Genomic DNA, 18,302 nt, shown 5'->3' with positions numbered 1-18,302 from the left:
TTTTTATCCACCAAAACACCAGAAATATATGTTTAGTAATATCATAAAAAGACCCGTTTTGGCTATTGTTATTTCGGTATTGATAGTCTTTACAGGTACTTTAGCCATTAAGCAACTGCCCACGTCGCAGTTCCCCGAAATTGCTCCTACTACTGTCAATATTTTTATTGCTTATCCAGGGGCAAGTGCCGATGTCCTTGTGAAATCGACACTCGTAACTATCGAAAATGCTATCAATGGTGTGCAAGGAATGCGATACCTCGCCACCGATGCCACCAGTGCAGGTGAGGCAACGCTTCGTGTGATTTTTGAACCTGGAACCGACCCCAATCAGGCCGTAATTAGGGTAAAAACAAGGGTTGACCAAGTAATGCCGTTATTGCCCGAACTTGTTCAGCGGGAAGGGGTTGTCATCACGCCCATTCAGCCGAGTATGTTGATGTACATTAACCTTTATGGTACAGGCAAAAACTTCGATGAAAAGTTTTTATATAATTATGCCAACGTCAATCTTCTGCCCGAAATTAACCGCATTAACGGAGTAGCCAGAACCCAAATTTTGGGTAGTCGCCAGTATGCCATGCGTGTTTGGTTGAATCCTGACCGTATGCGTGCCTATAATATTTCGGCAGAAGATGTAATGAAGGCATTGGCCGAACAAAGTATCATTGGTCGCCCTGGCCGTATCGGACAAAGTTCGGGTATTGAGGCACAATCTTTAGAATACGTTTTGACCTACAAAGGGCGTTTTAGTAAGCCAGAAGAGTACGAAAATGTGATTTTACGAGCAAATCCAGCAGGGGAGAGTATTCACCTAAAAGATGTGGCAAAAGTAGAATTAGGTAGTGAGTTTTTCGATATTTATTCAAATCTTGATGGGCATCCTTCGGCGGCAATTGTTTTAAAACAAAACGTAGGAAGTAATGCCAGCGAAGTTATTGAACAAGTAAAAAATAAAATGGAGGAATTGAAAGCCACTTTTCCGCCAGGGGTTGAATACAAATTAAGTTATGATGTATCTAAATTTTTAGATGCTTCAATCGAACAAGTGCTTCATACACTTCGAGATGCCTTCATCTTGGTTGCATTGGTGGTTTTCTTATTTTTAGGCGATTGGCGTTCGACGCTCATTCCGATTATTGCCGTACCTGTTTCTTTGATTGGGTCGTTTTTCATTATGCAGCTTTTCGGCCTCTCCATTAACTTAATTACGCTCTTTGCATTGGTTTTGGCGATTGGTATTGTGGTCGATGATGCCATTGTGGTTGTAGAAGCCGTTCATGCCAAGATGGAAGAAGAACACCTCTCACCATTCAAAGCAGTTAAAAAAGTAATGGGCGAAATCAGCGGAGCAATCATCGCCATAACGCTTGTCATGGTGTCGGTATTCTTACCAATTGCCTTTATGTCAGGCCCAGTTGGGACATTCTATCGCCAGTTTTCTATCACGATGGCAAGTTCAATTATTCTTTCGGCGGTAGTAGCTCTTACACTGACTCCTGTGCTTTGTGGAATGATTCTCAAAAATAATCACGGAAAACCTCGTAAGAAATCCCCAATTGACTGGGTAATTGACCAATTTAATAAAGGATTTGATAAACTGACGGGTCGATATATGAGTCTTCTAAGACTAATCGTCAACAAAAGGTTGCTTACATTTCTAATCTTAGTTGTTTTTGGCGTGGGAATTATTTTTGAAAATAAAATTCTTCCAGCAGGTTTTATTCCGAGCGAAGACCAAGGTACTATTTATGCCATCATTCAAACACCACCAGGCTCAACGCTCGAAAGAACCAATGAAGTTTCGAGAGAATTACAGAAAATTTGTAAAGAAGTAGAAGGCGTAGAATCGGTTTCGTCGTTGGCAGGTTATGAAATCATGACCGAAGGCCGTGGCTCGAATGCAGGAACGTGTTTGATTAACTTAAAAAACTGGTCGGATAGAGAAAAAGGTGTGCATGAAATAATCGAAGAACTCGAAGAAAAAACAAAAGATTTAGGAGCAATCGTCGAATACTTCGAGCCTCCTGCTGTACCAGGTTTTGGTTCATCGGCTGGTTTTTCAATGCGGATGCTTGATAAAAATAATACGACTGATTATCAGGAGTTTGACAAAGTAAATAAAGACTTTATGGCTGCTTTGGGCAAGCGTAAAGAACTTACAGGTTTGTTTACTTTCTTTGCGGCCAACTATCCACAATACGAATTAGAAATAGATAATAGTGCAGCGATGCAAAAAGGAGTTTCTATCGGAAAAGCGATGGAAAATCTAAACATTATGATTGGTAGTACTTATGAGCAAGGATTTATCCGTTTCGGACGATTCTTTAAGGTATATGTGCAGTCTTCGCCAGAGTTTAGACGACTCCCTTCCGACATCATGAATATGTTTGTCAAGAATGACCACGGCGAAATGGTGCCTTATTCGGCCTTTATGAAATTAGTAAAAAAACAAGGCCCCAATGAGATTACCCGCTACAATATGTACAATTCTTCTTCTATTCAGGGGCAACCAGCCAAAGGCTATACAACTGCCGATGCCATAAAAGCGATTCAAGAAGTATCTAAAACACTTCCAAAGGGCTATGACATTGCATGGGAAGGTTTGTCTTATGATGAAGCTCGACGTGGCAATGAGTCAATCTATGTATTTGTGGTTGTATTGATATTTGTTTACTTCGTTTTGGCCGCACAATATGAAAGTTTCTTATTGCCAATGGCGGTTATTTTCTCGCTTCCTGTGGGCGTATTTGGTTCGTTCTTTTTGCTAAAAGCGATGGGCATGGCCAATGACGTGTACGCACAAGTTGGACTAATCATGTTGGTAGGTCTTCTTGGAAAAAATGCTGTTTTGATTGTGGAGTTTGCCGTCCAACAGCGACAAAAGGGAATGTCTATCTTCGATGCTGCCATTGAGGGTGCAAAGGTGCGTTTCCGACCAATTCTAATGACTTCATTTGCCTTTGTGGCTGGTCTTATTCCACTGGTTCTTTCTCATGGTGCTGGTGCAATCGGTAATAAAACCATCGGTGGTTCGGCAATGGGCGGTATGCTTTTCGGAACTATTTTCGGGGTAATGATTATTCCTGGGCTTTATTACATTTTTGGCACTTTATCAGATGGTAAGCATCTAATTAAAGACGAAGATGACTCTCCACTTTCTGAAAGTTTTGTGGAAGCCAGTGAAGAAAACAACCGAATCTTAAAAAACATCAGAAAAGCGAATGAAAAATTGAAGAAACTATTAAACCGAAACGACGAAGATGAGACGAACTAACATAAAAAGGAATATTTTGTATATAGTTTTGGCCGTTTCTCCATTAGTTTTCAATGCGTGTAAAACACCTGCTATTATCGGAAAAACTGCCAAAAATGGCTTGCCTGCGAGTTATTTAGCTTCGCAAGACACTATAAATACGGCTCAGAAAAAATGGAAAGTTTTCTTTGACGACCCAAATCTGAATGCACTCATTGATACCGCTCTGCAAAATAATCAAGAACTAAATATCACGATGCAGGAAATAGAAATGTCGAAAAATGAAATCATGGCACGAAGAGGAGAATACCTGCCTTTCGTAAGATTAGGCGGTGGCACGGGCGTAGATAAAGTTTCTCGTTTTACGAGCAAAGGAGCAAGCGATGAAATTTCTGAAATAAAACCTGGGAAACACACGCCAGTAGTTTTACCCGATTCTTATCTTGGAGCTTTTGCAAGCTGGGAGGTAGATATTTGGCATAAATTGCGTAATGCTCAAAAGGCCGCTGCCGCCAATTATTTAGGTACGATTGAAGGGAAAAACTTTTTAGTGACAAATATCGTGGCCGAAATAGCTAATTCGTATTATGAACTGATGGCATTGGATACTCAATTGGATATTGTAAAAAAGAATATCGAAATTTTGAATTCGGCTTTATTGATTATCAAACAAGAAAAAGAAGCTGCAAAAGTGACGGAGTTGCCCGTACAACGCTTTGAAGCAGAGGTGTTTAAGACAAAAACGCTTCAATATGATATTCAGCAAAGAATTGTCGAAACCGAAAATCGAATCAATTTTTTAGTTGGGCGTTTCCCAAGACCCGTGCAGAGAAGTTCGCAGCAATTTGCTACACTCATTCCTACAAAAATTTCAACGGGACTGCCAGCTCAACTTTTAGAAAAACGACCTGATATTCGTCGAGCCGAACTAAGCATCGAAGCAGCAAAGCTCAATGTAAGTGTTGCCAAAGCCAATTTTTACCCATCATTGGGCTTATCGGCTTCTTTGGGTATTCGTTCATTCAATCCGCTTTTGTTGGCCAACATTCCGCAATCGTTGATAATGTCATTAGCAGGAGATTTGGCAGAGCCTTTGATTAATAAAAATGCCATCACGGCAACCTACAAAAATGCCAATGCTAAGCAAATTCAAGCGGTATATGACTACGAGAAAACGGTGCTGAATGCCTTTATTGAAGTAACAAATCAATTATCAAATATTCAAAACCTCGAAAATAGTTATACGATGAAAAGTAATCAGGTTGATGCCTTAACAAAATCAACGGATATTTCATTGAAACTTTTTAAAGCAGCTCGTGCAGATTATATGGAGGTTTTACTGACACAGCGAGACGTACTTGAATCGAGAATGGAATTGGTTGAAACTCGAATGAAGCAAATGAACGCCGTTGTGAATACTTATCGAGCCTTAGGCGGTGGCTGGAATTAATAGAAATTTTAGCACTCATTATTGCTTTTATTGACATGATGTTACCACCAAGAACACCAAGAAATTTCACTTAGCATACAAAGATAAAGTTGTGGACTTAGTGTTTTTTCTCAGTGTTTTTGGTGGTTATTGTAAAAGGCAGCTAAGTTTCTTTACTTTGTAGCCTATCACTGCGAAACAGTATCGCTTGATTTGATTCATAAAGCATTCTTATGAAAATTGTTGATAAACAAACCATCCGAATTCCGTCCATTTTGAGTGTTGCCCTCATAATATTTTCGGCCAATATTTATCTTTTTTACAGTAATTTCCGAGAAAACGAGTTTTATCTTTATCTCAAAAACAACGCCATTACCTTAGAAAAAATGATTATTGATAAAGGTCTGAGCGGCGAAGATGTTCAGACTTTAGATGATATGAAAGAAAATATCTATACCCAAGAGCAATTCATCATTTATGACTCAACGGGGGCTGTAATTTTCAAATCGAGGTATGCCGTTACTCATCTAACCGATAATATACGAAAAGAACTTTTTAAGCACGAAATAGAATTTAAAAAAGATGGCTACGAGCGAACTTTGTTTTTAAGCCGAAATAATAAAAATAAGCAATTGCTAATCATAGAAGCCGCTGGCTACGATTTGTCGGGGTTTAATAAACAACGAAACCTCTTGTATATTTTAATTATCAGTTCAGGGCTACTCATCACACTCATCACGCTCATCACTCGTTTTTATATTCGTAAAGACCTGTATCCGATTGGACAAATTGCCAAACGTATGAAGAAAATTTCGAGTAAAAATCTTCAATCTCGTATTCCAGAATCTAATTTAGATAACGAAATTGGCCAAATGGCACATACTTTCAACGATTTGCTCGACCGTCTTGATTATGCTTACAAACAACAACGAAATTTTGTTTCTTACGTAACACACGAACTGCGTACACCTTTATCAATTCTGCTCGGAAACGCTCAAGTAACCCTTATGAAAGAACGAAGTGTGGAAGAATATAAGCAAACCGTTGAGAATTTTCAAGTTGATATTAATAACATGATAAGTTTGGTAAATAGCTTGCTTGAATTGGCTCGCATGAATGCCGATTCTCAGTCTGTACCGTTTGTCGAACTTAGAGTTGATGATGTGCTTTGGGCGGCTTCCGATTTAGTAAAAAAGAACCAACCTGATTATCATATTTCAATCGAGTTCCATGAAATTCCCGAAAATGATGAGTCAATGATAGTGAGCGGAAATGCCGAACTATTAGTGTTAGTTTTTAGAAATTTAATGGAAAATGCCTGTAAATACAGCAGCGATAATCGGGTAGAAACCAAGATTTCATTTAATAATAATAAAGTCAAAATAGATTTTATCGACAAAGGTGTAGGAATGTCAAAACAAGAAACTGAACATATTTTTGAGGCATTTTATCGAACCGAAAAAACAAAAGAAATATCAGGGCATGGAATCGGCCTACCACTTACACAGCGAATTGTAGAGATTCATTCTGGCACAATCACGGTTCAATCTGAAGAAGGCTTTGGCTCGATATTTACGGTTGAGTTTCCCTCAAAAACTATCTATTGAACTTTAACAGCGTTTTAATTTGGGTTTGAAATTCTTTTTAGTATCATCAAATACCTTTGAATCAGAAACCAAACAGTGCTTTGGTCTATGACAATCTAAAATTTTGCAAGGTATGAAAAAGAACATTTTGTTGGCAGTAATGGTAGCCATTTTCGCCACAACCGCATTTGCACAAACTACTCCCGAAACCTCGAAAAAAGCAGCAAAACTTGCTAAAAAAGAAGACCGTATCACGAAACATCAAGCTGCTATGGAAGTGAAGAAAGAGCATAAGGCTTCCCAAAAAGAAGAAAACAATGCTCGCCATGCAGCCGCAAAGCAACAAAAGAAATAAAGCAAACACACGAATAAGTTTTTTGTTGATTAACTTTGTTATTAGCTCACAAAACCCCGAGCAAGGTATGTAGCACGTACCTTGCTTTATTTTTTTAAGTTATGAAGATACTGATAGTAGAGGACGAACTTCGATTAGCTGAATTTATAAAACGTGGCCTTGAAGAACACGCACATTTGGTAGAGATTGCAAAAGACGGTGAAATAGGCCTAAAAATGGCTTTTGAAAATGAATATGACGTCATAATTATGGATGTAAATATGCCAAAAATGAACGGTTATGACGTAACGCAATCAATTAGAAACGAGCATCAGAATACTCCGATTCTGATGCTGACGGCTATGGGAACACTCAACGACAAAGCATCTGGTTTTGATGCAGGAATTGATGATTTCTTGGTCAAACCCTTTCAGTTTCAGGAATTACTTATGCGGCTAAATGCCTTGCATCGCAGGAGTGCTTTAGTACAGCACCAAGTAAAACGGAATAGTATGAAAGTAGCCGATTTAGAACTTGATTTGACCGCCCGCATCGTTAGTAGAGCTGGAAAAAATATACAATTAACTGCCAAGGAATATGCCTTGCTCGAATACCTCATGATTAATCAGAATAGGGTGCTTTCGAGAGTAGATATTGCTGAAAAAATATGGGATATCGACCTTGACCCTTCCAGCAATACGATTGATACGTATATTAATTTTCTAAGAAAAAAAGTGGACAAAGATTTTAGCCCAAAACTCATTCATACAATTGTTGGTATGGGATATATACTAAGAGAATGATTTTTTAAGGTACTGATAATGTGATTATTACAAAGTTTTTGAGACGAAAAATTAAATTTAATCACTATTTAATTTAATTTTTAGATACCATCAAGGTAATGTATCTATTTTTATGTCAAGAAACAGTAATAGTGAATTTTCATAAAGGAATTTTAGGTTTTAAAGCTCTGGTTTCTAATTAACCAGAGCTTTTTTATGACAAGGTTTTAATTCTCCAGTATAGGTTTAGTTAGGGTTTTAGTTCTCTGATTAAAACTTGATTTTTAATCAGAGACTTTTATACCAAAAGCTACTTTTCATTTGTATATTGAATCAAGTCAGCTACCAAGCCAGTCCAGCCGCATTGATGAGAAGCACCGAGTCCTTCACCCGTATCACCATTGAAATATTCATAGAAAAGATGCAAATCTTTGAAATGCGGGTCGGCATCAAATTTCTCGAAATCGCCTGTATTAGGTCTGCGATTTTCGGCATTTACCTCAAAAATATTAATCAAACGTTCGGCTACTAAAAGAGCGGCTTCTTTGATTGACATCACATTTCCAGAATTTGTTGGGTATTCTACTTCAAAATCGTCGCCATAGTATCCATAAAACTTTAATAATGAGTCGATTAGCAAGAAGTTAATCGGAAACCAAATTGGCCCACGCCAGTTTGAATTTCCTCCCATAATACTTAAGTCAGATTCAGCTGGCGTATATTTTACACTCATAATTTCGCCGTGAAGATTAAACTGGTAAGGCGTATCTTTATGAGATTTTGATAGTGAACGAATACCATAATCAGATAAAAATTCCGCTTCATCAAACATTCGCTTGATAACCATCTTCATACGGTGGCCACGTAGCAATGAAAGTAGATGGGTTTCACCTTTACCAGGTTCATTCCAACGAGAAATCAATGCTGCCAAATCTGGTCGATTGGTCAATACCCATTCCAAACGACGTTTGAAATCAGGTAATTTTGAAAGCATTTCTTCATCAATCACTTCAACTGCAAAAAGTGGAATTAAGCCCACATAAGAGCGAATCTTCATAAAGATGGTTTCGCCATTTGGTGCGTGAAGTTTATCATAATAAAACTGGTCTGCCTCGTCCCACAAACCTAAATCATTACCTCTGATTGGCTTATTGATAGCGGCAGCAATATGCAAGAAATGCTCAAAGAATTTTGATGCCATATCTTGATATACAGGTTTTTCAATCGAAATCTCGCACGCAATACGTAGCATATTGAGTGTGTACATGGCCATCCAACCCGTTGCGTCAGCTTGTTCGAGTTTTACGCCTGGAATCTGTGCATTTCTGTCAAAGACGCCAATGTTGTCAAGCCCCAAGAATCCACCGCCAAAGATATTGTTTCCTTCCTCATCTTTCTGATTGACCCACCACGTGAAGTTGATAAGTAATTTATGGAAGATTTTTTCTAAGAAAGCTAAATCGCCTACACCATTATTGTTTTTCTTGTCAATTTCATATACTTTCCAAGTTGCCCAAGCGTGTACGGGCGGGTTTACATCAGAAAAATTCCATTCATAAGCAGGAATTTGTCCGTTGGGGTGCATGTAATATTCTCGAAGCACAACCGCCAATTGCCGTTTCGCAAAATCGGAATCAATGCGGGCGAGTGTGAGCGTATGAAAAGCTAAATCCCATGCCGCAAACCACGGATATTCCCACTTATCGGGCATCGACAAAATATTGGCCATGTAGGCGTGTTTCCAAGTATTATTTCTTGGAAAAGCCCTTCCTTTAAACTCAAAAGGCATTTTTGGGTCACCTTTGAGCCATTCGTTGATATTATAGTAGTAGAATTGCTTATTCCACATCATTCCAGCAAATGCTTGTCGCTGAATGTTGCGTTGCTCTTCTGACTTTATATCTTGCTGAATATGGTCGTAAAATTCATTGGCTTCTTTGATTCTCAAATCAAAAATTTCATCGAAATCAATAAATGCCTTGTGGTTTTGTGAGTTTTGACTGAATCGAAGCCTTATAGTTTGGCTTTCACCGCCTTCAATCTTTTTAGTGTAGCGTGCCGATGCCTTCGTGCCTATTTTGTTTGGATTTATCGTTGTTGGCTTGCCTGTCAATACATAATTGCTGATTCCATCCTTTACGAACATGGCGGTATTAGGTTTCCCGAAAATACGCTCCATATTGGTTTCATTTTCGCAAAAAACGAGTTCGTCTGCACCTTCAACATATAGTTTGTATTTGCCCAAAAGCTGATGCGAAACTTCAATTTGATTGTTGGCAATGCCAGTCATCATTGGACTTTTCTTATATGCTTCGTAGCCCCAACTCCAAGTATTTCTAAACCAAAGTGTAGGAAGCATCGTCAGAATTGCGGCTTTTTTATTACGATTATGTGCCGTAATTTTTATCAAGATGTCGTTTTCGTCAGCTTTGGCGTACTCAATAAAAATATCGAAATATTCATTATTGTCAAACACTCCTGTTTGTTCAATTTCAAATTCCGTGTGTTGGCGGTTACGTTTTTGATTTTCCTCAACAATTTGGCGGTAGGGGAACTCATTTTGAGGATACTTGTAAAGCATCTTCATATAAGAGTGAGTAGGTGTGCTATCAAGGTAATAGTAAAGTTCTTTTACATCTTCGCCATGATTTCCTTCTGAGCCAGCAAGCCCGAAAAGGCGTTCTTTGATGATTTTGTCTTTATGATTCCAAAATGAAACCGCAAAACAGATATGTTGTTTATTGTCAGAAATTCCACCGATACCATCTTCCCCCCAACGATAAGCACGAGAACGAGCCATATCATGCGGTACGTAGTCCCAAGCATTTCCATATACACTATAATCTTCACGCACCGTTCCCCACTGTCTTTCCGATAAGTAAGGTCCCCATTTTTTCCATCCCTTATTGTCTTTCCTTTCGCTAAGGCGAATCTTTTCTTTTATCTCGGTCATACTCGTAATATCTAATCTAAAAGGTTTAGGTTATAAGTATTTTGCTTAACTCCAATCAATCTATTTCGCCTGATAATAAGCTCAATATAATTTTGGTTAAAGTTGTAAACAGGTTATTCGCAAAAATATGAAAAATAATAAACGATGAAAGTTGAATTAATGAATCGCTTATAATAGTAATAAAAGTTATTGAAATAATGATATTAAATTCTGTGAAAATAAAAAGAGCCGCTCGAAGCTAATCGAGTGGCTCAAATAGACATAGATTTATGCTACTTACTTAATGCGAGTTTTTACTACGCTTGCTGCTTTTTGTTTTTCTTCGAGAGCAATGCGGGCATTTTCTTGGTCTTGCTTATTGCTTGTTTGGTCTTTCAAAAGTTTTTCGAGTTCTACTCTGTTTTCTTCGATTTCCTTTAAAAGTTTTTCTTTTTCTCGCTTATTTTTTTCGATGTCACGGGCAATTCGGTCTCCTGTTTTATTTACTCGGTCGAGGTTTTTCTGAGATTCTTCGGCGTCACGCTCAGCCAATCTGACATCTTCGTTTTGCATTGCAAAAGCATAAAAATCTTTTAGGATTTTTTCTACACCTTTAAATTCTTTGTTATTGTCAGAAACCATATTTCCGCCGCCTAAGTCAAACGAAGCAAAAACCTTAGTTTTTACTTTTTGGTCAGAGATAATTTTGCTCATTAGATTAATCGGGTCAGGTGATACTTCTGAAATATTTGCAGCCGCAATATTGAAAGTTTCTCGGCTTTGTGCTACACCACCATATTTTGAAATAAAAAGCGACCATTCTTTCTCAATAAATTTTTTCTCAATATTGAGCGTCATATAAAATCCTTCTTTACGGTCTTTGCCGAAAACCTCAGAGCCACTCAAAATCGTTTGTGCAAAACTTGCCACGCTGGCTACTAACAAAATGCCTGTCAAAAGTACTTTTCTCATAATAATATTTTTTAATTGTCTGTTTATGACGCTGTGAATGGAAAATTGTAACGTGTTTTAAATCAAAAAAATCATGCCTGACCAATTTTTCTGCAAATCAACACAATCTTTTGTTTTTCAGAGCTTTCCGTAGCAAATAAATAGTATTCGCCGCCATCTTGCAAACCCAATTTCTTTTTTATTTCTTCGGGCTTCATCGGAAAGTTGCGGGTGCTGATGTTGGCCTTGGGGCTTGGTAGTTGTGATAGTATTTCTTTCCTATCAAATTTACAAACGGCTTCACAAATAAAACTCCGACCTACAAAGTTTTCAACCAAACTTTCAGAAGTGTATAAATGACTATTAGGTGCAATTTTGGCCAAATTAAAGTGTGTGGCAATGCTCTTAAAAGCACCGGCTTTCAGAATTGTAGCATTGGGTTCGTAGATATAAGTACTTGGTTTTGAATATTTTACAGTGCTTTTTTCTTCCGATTCAAAGTCAAACTCGAAAACTTGTTGTACATTATTCGAGGCAAAGTTGATACAATGAATGACTATATTATTTATTGTTGAAGTATTTGGCTTTTTACTCACAAAAAGTAATTCTTTTACCTCATTTTCAATAGCTACTATATGAACCTCTGTAATGTTTTGAATTTGTTCGATGGCCAGTTTTATATCAAGCATAGGTGAAAATTTTACCATAAAATTGGGTAATAAATGCTTGATTTCTAATAGGTTAGGTTCACAGTCTTCTATCTTGAAAACTTTATTTTTTGCATCATCTCGGCGGTGTGGGTCGATGTAGAAATTAGTTATTAGTTGATGCGGAACGCCGCCAGCTGTTGATTGGGTAAATAGTACTGAATTTTCGTTCAATACTTCAATGTTGTTTTGTGCTAAAACCTCAAAATTATACTTTGCTACGAGTGATAGAGTGGTATTTTGTTCAATATATGTAACAGAATCGGTTACTTTTGCTAAAGCCCAACTATCAAGCCCCATACCGCCTGTAAGGTCGGCACATTTTTCGTTTCCGAAATTTCTTGCAAAAATCTCGGCTTTATAACTGGCTGTAATCTCAGAAGAAGCCTGTTCGACAGAAAGCGGAGGTGGAAAAATAACTTTCTCGTTAGCAAACCAAGATGGTAATTTGTGCTTGGCTTTTTGTCGAGCAAGCCATTGGTCTGCCACCAAACGCAACATTTCGGCATCTAATTTTTGAGGATTCTTTAAAATGTATTTCTGAATCTCAGTTTCTTGAATTTGCTGGGCAATTTGGCTGGCTTGTTGTAGTTTTTCTAACATTATTATGGGCAAATGAAATTAATTTCATTCATCATTCATGATTCTCCTTTCTTAATTCTAATTTTGCTCAATTAGAAACCACAATATTATGCTTAGTTTTTGGGAAAAGGATGTTTTTTTGAAAAAATATGATGTCATTGTAGTTGGAGCAGGTTTTTCGGGGCTTTGGTTGGCTTATTTTTTGAAAAAAAATCAACCAAAAATCGAAATTGCTATACTCGAAGCTGGAGTTTTGCCGACGGGTGCGAGTACAAAAAATGCCGGTTTTTCGTGTTTTGGAAGCCCAACCGAACTGCTCGAAAATATCGAAGTTATGGGGCTTGACCAAGCGATGTTTTGGGCCGAAAAACGTTATGAAGGAATCAAGATGATTAGCCGATATTTCGGTTCGGAGATTGAGTACGACGATTGCGGAGGTATTGAGTTATTCAGTGATAAATTAATTTTTGAAGACACAAAAGAGCAGTTAAATGCCCTAAATCAATCTATAAAAAGTATTGTAGGAAACGACTACCATTTTTTTGTTGACGAAAATATTATTCAAAACGCAGGTTTTTCGGGTTTTGAGTATGCCATCAAAAATACAGTTGAAGGTTCAATTCACAGTGGCAAACTCATCAGTGCGATGACTGAAACTGTGCAAGCGATGAAAGTACGCTTGTTTAATGGTGTTAAAGTGCAAAGATTTGAAAATGAAGGAGATAGCGTGAAAATTTACGCCGAAAATGGTTTGGTTTTTGAAGCTAAGCATTTGAGTAATACAACTAATGCTTTCACAAAACAGCTTTTGCCCGAAGTTGATTTATACGCTGGACGTGGACAGGTTTTGATAACTGAACCCATTGAGGGACTTAACTGGCGAGGAACTTTTCATTTCGATAAAGGCTATTATTATTTCAGAAATTATCAAAATAGGGTTTTGTTTGGAGGTGGACGAAATTTAGATTTTCAGTCTGAAAACACCGATGAATTTGCCTTAACCGATTTAGTGCAGAATCGTCTTGAACAACTTCTTTACGAAAATATTATCCCGAAACACAAAAACATAAAAATTGACCAGCGTTGGAGCGGAATCATGGCTTTTGATGAAACCAAAACGCCTGTTAGTAAGTGTTTAAACCCACAAATTTCATTAAGTGTCAGAATGAACGGAATGGGTGTGGCTTTGGCTCCGACTTTATCAGAAAATTTGGCGAAAGAAATTATAGAAATAATTGATAATTAAAAATGGAGAATGCTTATTCTTGGATTCAAAGGCCTTGATGAAATTTTTCACTCCAAAAAAGCTTCTTTGTCGATAATAAATACTTAACAGTAGAATTCTTGGAATCATTTATAGGGTATTAAGGTTTAATTATTACTTTTGCATTAACAATACTTATTATTTTCATAAAAATAACTTATTGATGCTCCAGCGAATCTTAGTATTAATACTCTTAATGATGGTCGAGTTTTCGACTGTACGGGAGTGTTTTTCTGATTGCAAGCATAAAGTTGAAGTACAAGATATTGAAGATAATAATGAGACTGAGGATACTTCAAAAGAAGTTTCAATCGAAAAATATCTCATTGAAAGTTTATATTTTCAATTTATTATTAGTCATATCCTGACAGAGAACATCGCATGTGATGAAGCTTCTACAAACATCACAAATCCATTTCGGGTCATAGATTCTCCTCCTCCGAAAAGATAAACTCTTTTCTCTCTCTTTTAATCAATACATTTTACCCCAAAATTGACAGTAAATGCTGCCTTTAATGGCTAATACGTTTGTTTTTCAGTTTTTCCCATAATCTCGATTTCATACCGTTTGCTGTTTTAAGATATTTGCATGTCTTTTTAATTTATATTATGAAAAACTTTAATTTCAAGTACATTAAATCGGATATTTCCGCTGGTTTAGTAGTCTTTTTGGTCGCACTGCCGCTCTGTTTAGGCGTTGCTTTGGCCTCAGGAGCTCCGTTGATAGCGGGCGTTATTGCTGGAGTTGTAGGCGGAATTGTAGTGGGAGCATTGAGTGGCTCTCAGCTCGGAGTCAGTGGTCCTGCTGCGGGTTTAACAGTTATCGTTTTAAACGCTATTACCGAAATTGGTGCTTATGATTCATTTTTACTGGCTGTTGTTTTAGCTGGTTTTATCCAAATAATTTTAGGAGCCGTAAAAGCAGGTGTCATTGGCTACTACTTTCCATCATCAGTTATTAAAGGAATGCTTACCGCTATCGGTATTATCATTATTTTAAAACAAATACCTCACGCAATGGGAATTGATTTAGACTATGAAGGCGATGAAAGTTTCTTTCAAAATGATGGTCAAAATACATTCTCTGAATTAGCGAGAGTCTCTGAGTTGTTTAATGAAGGTGCTTTAGTTATTGGCTTGATTTCGTTAGCAATTATGATTTTGTGGGAACAACCATTTATCCGCCGTAATGCAGTGTTGGGGATGATTCCAGGAGCTTTGATGGCAGTAATTGCTGGTATTATTCTCAATAATGGTCTTACTGTATTGCCTTCTTTCTTTCATCTCGAAAGTAGTCATTTAGTGTCATTGCCTGTAACAAGTTCTGTAGGCGACTTTGTGAATCTCTTCCAAATGCCTAATTTTTCGGCCATTACCAATCCTGTGGTATGGAAAATTGCGGTAGTAATTGCTATTATTGCGAGCCTCGAAACGCTTCTAAGCGTAGAAGCTACTGACAAACTTGACCCAGATTCAAGAATTACCCCAACCAATCGTGAGTTATTGGCACAAGGTGCTGGAAATATTGTGTCGGGTTTCTTGGGTGGGATTCCACTTACACAGGTAATCGTTAGAAGTTCGGCCAATATTCAGGCGGGCGGAAAAACAAACTTAGCAACCATTTTTCATGGTCTAATTTTATTGGTCTGTACACTTGCCATGCCAAATGTTCTGAACCAAATTCCATTGGCTTCACTGGCTATTGTATTGATCATGGTCGGTTATAAATTAGCGAAACCTGCCATTTTTAAGGATGTTTTCAAGGAAGGACAAGACCAATTTGTGCCATTTTTGGTAACTGTAATTGCAGTTGTATTTACCGATTTATTAAAAGGCATTGGCATTGGGGTTTTTGTAGCAATGCTTTATATTCTATATACCAACTATAAAGGCTCAATGTCGTTTATGCGTGACGGAAAAAATGTTTTGATTCAATTCAATAAAGATATTTTCTATTTTAATAAGTCAGAATTAAAGCAAAAACTGCTTTCACTTCAAGAAGGCGATTATCTTTTTGTTGATGGTGCAAAAGCATCTTTCATTGACCACGATATATTTTTGACCTTAGAAGAATTTCAGAAAGAAGTTATAAACCGGAATATAACAGTAGAATTTAAAGGAATTTCAAGAAAAAAAATAAACTATAGAAAAAGCAATGCAATCGTATCAAAAACTCTTACTGGCGAATAAAGCTTGGGCAGCCGAAAAATTACGTGTGGATGAAGACTACTTTGAAGAACTGGCTTCACATCAAAACCCAGAATTCTTATGGATTGGTTGTGCGGATAGCCGTGTGCCTGCCGACCAAGTGACAGGCACTCAACCAGGTGATATTTTCGTACATCGTAACGTTGCCAATCTGGTTGTACATACCGATATAAATATGTTAAGTGTTCTACAATATGCGGTTGAAGTACTTAAAGTAAAGCATATTTTGGTGGTTGGTCATTATAATTGTGGGGGAGTAAAAGCCTCAATGGACAATAAAGACTACGGTCTCATCAATAAGTGGCTCAGAAACATTAAAGATGTAAACGTTAAGCACCACGAAGAACTAAGCAAAATCGAAGATTTTCAAGCAAGGTTTGATAGATTGGTTGAGCTAAACGTAACTGAGCAAGTACGTAATTTAGCTAAAACAACAATCGTACAAAAAGCGTGGGCAGTAGGCGATTATCCGCACCTACATGGTTGGGTTCTTGATTTGAAAACAGGGCTCATGAAGACCATAATGGAGATTTTACCAGATGATTTGGATTCGATTGAACCAGTTTATCGTTATGAAGTAAAGCAACCTGAAGGTGTTTTAGCAGAAACAATGAAGCCATAAATTATTCCAAAAGTGAAGGCCATCTATTGTACGATAGATGGCCTTCTTTATTTACTGTGTGGCTTAAATTGTATGAATTTAGTTAGTAAGTAATTATTTCTCTGAAATTGGGAAACTTACACCTACATTTAAGTTGAATTCTAAGTTATTATAAGTTGTGTTAGACGTTTTTGTGATGTCTGCAAAGCCTCTATTAAAACCAGCATCAACATTTAACCAAGTACGAGATTTTAGTCGGTAATTGAAACCTAAACCAGCCAAGCCGCCAAAATCAAGATTGTTATATGCTTTTTGTCCATCAGGTTGTATAATAATATCGCCATCGGCGTTATTAGCTTGTAGCAAAGCCCCTGCGTAAAGTCCAGCGAATAATTTAGGTCTGAACTTGTTTCCAGGGGCTCCAAAATAATAAACTCCTGTTACAGGTACTTGGATATAGTGCAATCTTGTGTGATTATCAACAGTTTTGCTCTTATCACCGAGTTGTGAATAAAGTAATTTTGCCGATAAACCCCAGTTACTGTCAATACTATAATTTAAGAATCCGCCAAGATTTAAGCCTGGAAGATATTTACTCGTAGGGTCATCTACAATTGTTGAAACGTTTACACCTACCATTGGGCCTACTGATAATGTTTGAGCTGAAACAAGCTTTACATTCATTAAAATTACAGCGAGTGCAAAAACAATTTTTTTTGTCATTTTATATAAGATTTTGTTTAGAATAACTCTTCAAAATCAAGCTACTGTTAAGCATCTTTAGATATTGAGAGACATTTGAAAACCTAAAAATTATGTACCATACGCATTCTGATAGCTACAAATGAGAAAGTGGGGAAGTTTGAGGAAAAATATCAACATAAAGCCCGAAAGAGAGATAATCGAGAATTGAAAAAAACTTTTCTACAATTTCAAAATGAATAAAATTGCAACAGATAAAAATATTTTTTTGAAAATAAAGTGAAATAAAATCTTGAAATAATCTATATTTGCTAATAAAGTATATCTTTGCTAAAAATATATAGATACTATGAGCCTACCTAATTGCCCCCAATGTGATTCAAACAATATCTCACGAAATGGTATAATTAAAGAGCGTCAACGCTTTAAGTGTAAAGATTGTGGCTATAATTTCACTGTCGAAAAGATGGGAAAAAGCATTGAAAGTTATTATGTAATCAAAGCCCTTCAATTATACATTGAAGGGGTAAGTTATCGAGAAATCGAGCGTTTATTGGGTGTAAGTCACGTTTCTGTGATGAATTGGGTGAAAAAATATCAAGTAAAGATACCTAAACAAACACTCTATCATCCGACATATAAAGTGATGAACCATAAGGAGTTAGCCGAATTTTATGCCAATCGAGATAACCTAAAAGGAGCAGGGATGGTAGTAACTGAGTTGGGCGATAAGTTTATGCTTATCAAATGGGAGAGATTCAAGAAATAAATAGATTTTGTTGAAAGATACTTAAACAAGTATAGTTTTTCTTTGAATAATACAATTAATTCCTGTTATTCTCTATCTAATAAGTATTTTAAAGTAAATTCTGATTTTTAGCTTTGATTGATGGTAAAGTGCATATAATATTCTGTTTTATAGTTATTTTTGAAATAAAATTCTGTAAAATACTAATTTAGTGTGCTAA

At 37.0% G+C, this 18,302-nt stretch carries 14 protein-coding genes; 10 read left to right on the top strand and 4 right to left on the bottom strand.

All coding sequences use genetic code 11. From position 1 onward, the window contains the following. Positions 1–28: 28 nt before the first annotated feature. The 5 genes from A6M55_RS04530 (at position 29) to A6M55_RS04510 (ending at position 7,408) form a co-directional block, all read left to right on the top strand. Positions 29–3,277 carry an efflux RND transporter permease subunit gene (locus tag A6M55_RS04530; RefSeq protein WP_064196680.1) on the top strand — a complete coding sequence of 1,083 codons (3,249 nt, stop codon included), beginning with the start codon at positions 29–31 and terminating at the stop codon, positions 3,275–3,277. Further along, entirely contained in the window at positions 3,264–4,706 is a 1,443-nt protein-coding gene (locus A6M55_RS04525) for a TolC family protein (protein WP_064196679.1), read from the top strand. The genes A6M55_RS04530 and A6M55_RS04525 overlap by 14 nt, the downstream gene beginning before the upstream one ends. Positions 4,707–4,918: 212 nt before the next feature. Further along, positions 4,919–6,292 (top strand): HAMP domain-containing sensor histidine kinase, encoded by a 1,374-nt coding sequence (locus A6M55_RS04520; protein WP_064196678.1) that lies wholly within the window; start codon positions 4,919–4,921, stop codon positions 6,290–6,292. 112 nt (positions 6,293–6,404) lie between these two features. Further along, complete coding sequence (locus A6M55_RS04515) at positions 6,405–6,626, top strand: hypothetical protein (RefSeq protein ID WP_064196677.1); 222 nt, start codon at positions 6,405–6,407, stop codon at positions 6,624–6,626. 101 nt (positions 6,627–6,727) lie between these two features. Next, a complete protein-coding gene (locus tag A6M55_RS04510) occupies positions 6,728–7,408 on the top strand; it encodes a response regulator transcription factor (RefSeq protein WP_064196676.1) in 681 nt (226 codons plus the stop codon). A 289-nt stretch (positions 7,409–7,697) separates the two neighbouring features. Here the strand turns inward: A6M55_RS04510 and A6M55_RS04505 are convergent, their stop codons facing one another. The 3 genes from A6M55_RS04505 to A6M55_RS04495 all read right to left on the bottom strand — a co-directional run bounded on the left by A6M55_RS04505 (position 7,698) and on the right by A6M55_RS04495 (position 12,580). Next, the gene (locus A6M55_RS04505; protein ID WP_064196675.1) at positions 7,698–10,340 is read right to left on the bottom strand and encodes an MGH1-like glycoside hydrolase domain-containing protein; all 2,643 of its coding nucleotides are present in this window, start codon (positions 10,338–10,340) and stop codon (positions 7,698–7,700) included. Positions 10,341–10,616: 276 nt separating this feature from the next. Next, on the bottom strand, positions 10,617–11,291 hold the full coding sequence (locus A6M55_RS04500) for a hypothetical protein (RefSeq protein WP_064196674.1): 675 nt from the start codon (positions 11,289–11,291) through the stop codon (positions 10,617–10,619). Positions 11,292–11,362: 71 nt separating this feature from the next. Further along, positions 11,363–12,580, bottom strand: coding sequence for a THUMP-like domain-containing protein (locus tag A6M55_RS04495; protein WP_064196673.1), 1,218 nt, complete (start codon positions 12,578–12,580; stop codon positions 11,363–11,365). A gap of 88 nt (positions 12,581–12,668) precedes the next feature. Between A6M55_RS04495 and A6M55_RS04490 the strand changes: the two genes are divergently transcribed. From A6M55_RS04490 to A6M55_RS04475, 4 genes are all read left to right on the top strand, one after another. Further along, entirely contained in the window at positions 12,669–13,805 is a 1,137-nt protein-coding gene (locus A6M55_RS04490) for an FAD-binding oxidoreductase (RefSeq protein ID WP_064196672.1), read from the top strand. A 181-nt stretch (positions 13,806–13,986) separates the two neighbouring features. Then, a complete protein-coding gene (locus tag A6M55_RS04485) occupies positions 13,987–14,274 on the top strand; it encodes a hypothetical protein (protein ID WP_064196671.1) in 288 nt (95 codons plus the stop codon). Between the two features lie 158 nt (positions 14,275–14,432). After that, positions 14,433–16,013: a SulP family inorganic anion transporter gene (locus A6M55_RS04480; RefSeq protein WP_064196670.1), complete on the top strand. Its 1,581-nt coding sequence runs from the start codon at positions 14,433–14,435 to the stop codon at positions 16,011–16,013. After that, positions 15,979–16,653, top strand: a complete 675-nt coding sequence (locus A6M55_RS04475; RefSeq protein WP_064196669.1) for a carbonic anhydrase — start codon at positions 15,979–15,981, stop codon at positions 16,651–16,653. Before A6M55_RS04480 ends, A6M55_RS04475 begins: the two co-directional genes overlap by 35 nt. Positions 16,654–16,746: 93 nt before the next feature. Here A6M55_RS04475 and A6M55_RS04470 read toward each other — a convergent pair whose 3' ends face one another. Beyond that, a complete protein-coding gene (locus A6M55_RS04470) occupies positions 16,747–17,355 on the bottom strand; it encodes a porin family protein (protein ID WP_064196668.1) in 609 nt (202 codons plus the stop codon). Between the two features lie 445 nt (positions 17,356–17,800). On the opposite strand from A6M55_RS04470, the gene A6M55_RS04465 reads away from it, so the two are divergent. Further along, complete coding sequence (locus A6M55_RS04465) at positions 17,801–18,103, top strand: helix-turn-helix domain-containing protein (RefSeq protein WP_197491660.1); 303 nt, start codon at positions 17,801–17,803, stop codon at positions 18,101–18,103. Positions 18,104–18,302: the final 199 nt, after the last annotated feature.

The organism is Emticicia sp. MM (assembly GCF_001649495.1).
This window is presented reverse-complemented; position numbering and strand designations above follow the sequence as displayed.